Raw genomic sequence first — 3,874 nt, 5'->3', positions numbered from 1 at the left:
AGCCAGGCCGACAGCGCGGCGCGACCAACGCGGCCGGCCAGCTCCTCGTGCTGAAATTCTCGCGCGACGAGGAGCGCGAGGCCGACCTCGTGGGCCTCGACATCGCCGCGCGCTCCGGCTACGACCCGCGTGCCGGCATCGCGCTGTGGAACAAGATGGCGGCGCTGAACCAGAGCGGCGCGCCGATCGAGCTGCTGTCCACGCACCCGGGCGGCAGCGAGCGCATCGAGCAGATCGATAGCCACATGAACGTGCTGCTGCCGCTGTACGCGCGCAGCAAGGGCGTGTCGGTCAACCGGTTGCCGCCTTACCGTTCCAACGTTGCGCAACGCTGATGAATAAATAAGGAATCGATGGCACGTTTCGTCAGGAAGGGCCACCAGGCCGCGGCCAACGCCGTCGTGCCGCTGCCGGTGCGGGACGGCGTGGCGCCCAGCTATTTGTGGATCACGGAAACCCGGACCGGCGGCATGCTGGCCTTCCTCGAGGCGCGTTTTCCCGCCATCGCCGGCCCGTCCTGGGCCGAGCGCCTCGTCCGCGGCGACGTCGTCGACGCGCAGGGCACGCCGCTGCAGGCGGAAAGCCACGTACGCCAGGGCATGCGCATCTGGTATTACCGCGAGCTGGAACACGAGACGCCGATTCCGTTCGAGGAAAGCGTGATCTTCCAGGACGAGCACCTGCTCGTCGTCGACAAGCCGCATTTCCTGCCGATGATTCCGACGGGGCGCTTCCTGCGCGAGACCCTGCTCGTGCGCCTGAAACAGAAGTTCGACCTGCCGCACCTGACGCCGATCCACCGCCTCGACCGCGAGACGGCCGGCGTCGTCATCTTCTCGCACAACCTGGCCACGCGCGGGACGTACCAGTCGATGTTCCAGAAGCGCAGCATCCGCAAGGTGTACGAGGCGCTGGCACCGGTGCTGCACGGGCGCGACTTCCCGTTCACCTACCGGAGCCGCATGGTCGACGGCGACAAGTTCTTCGTGATGCGCGAAGAAGAGGGCGAGCCGAATTCCGAGACGTTCGTCGAGCTGCTGGAAACGCGCGGCGACGTCGCGCGCTACCGCCTGCATCCGCACACGGGCCGCAAGCACCAGCTGCGCCTGCACATGGCGTCGCTGGGCGTGCCGATCCTGAACGACGCCTTCTATCCCGTCGCGCTGCCGTGCAAGGGCGACGATTTCTCCGCGCCGCTGCAACTGCTGGCGCGGTCCATCGCGTTCGACGATCCGCTCACGGGAGCAGCGCGCAGCTTCGCAAGCGGCCGCGCGCTGGAGTGGCCCGCGCCCTGATCGTCCGTCAGGCCGTCGGCCCGACGCCGAAGGTGTCGCTGCCGACGATGGCGACGTTCCCCGCCACGTCCTCGATCGCGCTGCCGTTCACCGTGAGGTGGTAGACGCCGTTCAGCGTGCCCAGGTTGAGTTCCAGCGTGTTCCCGTTCGCGATGTCCCAGTTGGTCAACACGTCCCACGCATGGTGCGAGCGCCCGTGATTGCCGCTGTCGAGCACGTCGACCGTGCCGTTCTGCGCGAACACGATCTTTTCGCTGAACGTCAGGCTGTGCCAGTTCGCCCCCGCCTTGCTGGTCGACTGGGTCAATGCCACCGTCGGTGCCGTCGTGTCGATCGTGACCGACAACGGCGCGGATGCGGCGCCCTGGTTGCCGGCCGCATCTTCCTGGACCACGGTGAACGTGTGCACGCCGTCCGTGAGCGGCCCGCCGCCGCCGAGCGTGACCGTCCAGCTCCGGTTATTGCCGACGTCGGCCCCGCCCACGAGGGCCGCGCCGTCGTAGACCAGCATCCGGCCGCCGCTTTCCGCAGCAAGGCCGGTCAGCGTGGGCGTCGTGTCGTTCGTGATGCCGTCCGAGGACGAGACGCCCGTGTCGCTCGCCGCCGCCAGCACCGGCTGGCCCGGGGCGTCCGGTTCGATGGCGTCGACCGTGAAGGTGAACGGGACCGACAGGTCGCGCGGCGTCACGTTGCCCCCGGTATCCTGCAGTTCCAGCGTGATCGTGTGCTGGCCGTTCGCGAGGTTCCACAGGGGCGAGAAATGCCATACGCCGTTGTCGCCGGCGGTGGTGGAACCCAGGCTCGTGTCGCCGTCCCACACGGTCACCTGGGTGCCGGCGGCCACGGTGCCCGTCAGTTCCGGCGCGGCGATGCTCGTGATGGTGTCGCTGGAGGACAGGCCGTTGTCGGAGCCCGGCGCGAACGTCGCACCCGCGGCGGTCGAGCCGGCGACGGTGATCGTCAGCGGCTGCGACGGCGCGCTCGCATTATGCGCGGCGTCGTACTGGACGGTCTTGACCGCGTAGGTGCCGTTGGTGCCCAGCAGGACGTTGTCGATGCTCCAGTGGCCGTCGCCGTCGGCCCAGCCGCTGGCCGCGAGGCGGTCGCCCACGTACAGCGCGATCTCGGCCCACGGTTCGGCGCCGCTGCCCGCGATGGTGGGCGCCACGACGCTCGTGACGTTGTCGCCGGCGGTGCCGGTGTCGGATGCGGCGGCGAGCGTCGGCGCGGGCAGGGCGCCCGGGGCGTGCGTGTCGATCCGGATCGTGCCGCCGTAGCCGTCGGAGTCGCCGAGGGAGCCGTACGTGATGTGCGCGAGGTCGAGCACGTTGCCGGCGCCGTCCGCGAAATGGTCCGTCAGATCGCCCCTGGTGACGAAGTTCAGGCTGCCCACGTCGTTGTCGCCGGCCGCCACCGTGTACTCGAACAGCGCGCTGCGGTGGTCGTCGCTCATGCCGCGGAACCTGGCCAAGGCGCCGTTGTTGAGTTCGAGGCCGGGGTCGCCGCGCACGTCGACCGGTTCGCTGAACGTCACGCGGATCCCGATGGTTGCGCCGACGCCGTAGTCGCCTCCGCTCACGTCGGCCCGGAGGTTCATCGCCCGCGGCGCCGTCACGTCGACGTAGGTGCCGGCCGTGTGGAAGACGATGCTGTGCTCCGCCACCTGGTTGCCGGCCAGGTCGGTCAGCGCGTAGGGCAGGTAGAGGGAATAGTCGTTGCCCGAGCCGAGGTGCAGCTCGTCGGCCGTGAGCGTGATGGTCTTGTGGTCGGCCGAGAAGTTCGCTTCCGTCAGGGGGATGTCGATGCTGGCGTCGTCGAAGTCGTACAGCTGCAGGCCGTCGTAGCTGCTTTCCCCGCTCGTCCAGTACACGGGTTTGTCGAACGTGAGGACGAGGTCGCCCGCGACGTCGAACGCCGTGCTGCCGTCGGGAGAGCCGGTCACGTTCGGCGCCGTCAGGTCGATCGTGAACTGCTTCGACACCGTGGCGCTGGCATGGCCGGCGTCGTCGACGATGCTCGCGGTGTACGTGTGCACGCCCGGGGGCAGGTACGCTTCGCCCGCGTAATTCCAGTACGTGCTGCCGCCTTCCGCCGAGTACACGTGCAGGCCGTACGGGTCCACTTCCTGTCCGTCGATCATCACCTTCAGCTGCTGGTTGCCGGCCAGGGTGCCGATGAAATAGCCGTAGGCGTATTCGCCGCCGCTGTTCGTGATGCCGTCGTCGGCATACGGACCTTCGTCGCTGACGAAGAGCCCCGAGATGTAGGCGGCCACCGTCGTATCGTACGTGTAGTTGCCGGAGCTGGCCGTGCCGTTGCCCGCGTTGCCGAGCGTGTCGTGCACTTTCGTCAGATCGACGCCGACGGTGTTGGTGTTGTCGACGATGCCCGCGTCGGCCGCGGACAGGGTCGCATACCACGTCCGGTAGTCGTCCGAGTGGTGCAGGTTCGTGAGCGCGGCGTGCGGCGTGTCGAGGGCCGCGGCGTCGAGCGCCGTCACCGCCGCGGAGAAGCGCACCGTGAGACCGACGCTGCCGCCGCTGACCAGCGCGCCGCCGTCCAGCGCGACGGTGGCGGTG

General features: G+C 68.9%; 3 protein-coding genes. 2 read left to right on the top strand and 1 reads right to left on the bottom strand.

Features of this window, described 5'->3' with window-relative positions; all coding sequences use genetic code 11:
- On the top strand, positions 1 to 335 hold a 335-nt coding region (locus tag ACEN88_RS26305), incomplete at its 5' end, for a M48 family metalloprotease (protein ID WP_413344409.1).
- Between the two features lie 18 nt (positions 336 to 353).
- The gene (locus tag ACEN88_RS26300; RefSeq protein ID WP_413344407.1) at positions 354 to 1,295 is read left to right on the top strand and encodes an RluA family pseudouridine synthase; all 942 of its coding nucleotides are present in this window, start codon (positions 354 to 356) and stop codon (positions 1,293 to 1,295) included.
- A gap of 7 nt (positions 1,296 to 1,302) precedes the next feature.
- Here the strand turns inward: ACEN88_RS26300 and ACEN88_RS26295 are convergent.
- A partial coding sequence (locus ACEN88_RS26295; RefSeq protein WP_413344405.1) for an Ig-like domain-containing protein occupies positions 1,303 to 3,874 on the bottom strand: 2,572 nt, incomplete at its 5' end.

Origin of the sequence: Massilia sp. CT11-108, assembly GCF_047302915.1 — a bacterium.
In the GTDB taxonomy this organism is placed as follows: domain Bacteria; phylum Pseudomonadota; class Gammaproteobacteria; order Burkholderiales; family Burkholderiaceae_D; genus Telluria; species Telluria orientalis.
The sequence above is the reverse complement of the archived record's forward strand: the minus strand, read 5'-3'. Positions and strand labels throughout refer to the sequence as shown.

What these genes read in the sequence shown, in the direction of transcription:
- ACEN88_RS26300 (WP_413344407.1), top strand. Translation starts at nt 354, where the DNA reads ATGGCACGTTTCGTCAGGAAGGGCCACCAGGCCGCGGCCAACGCCGTC.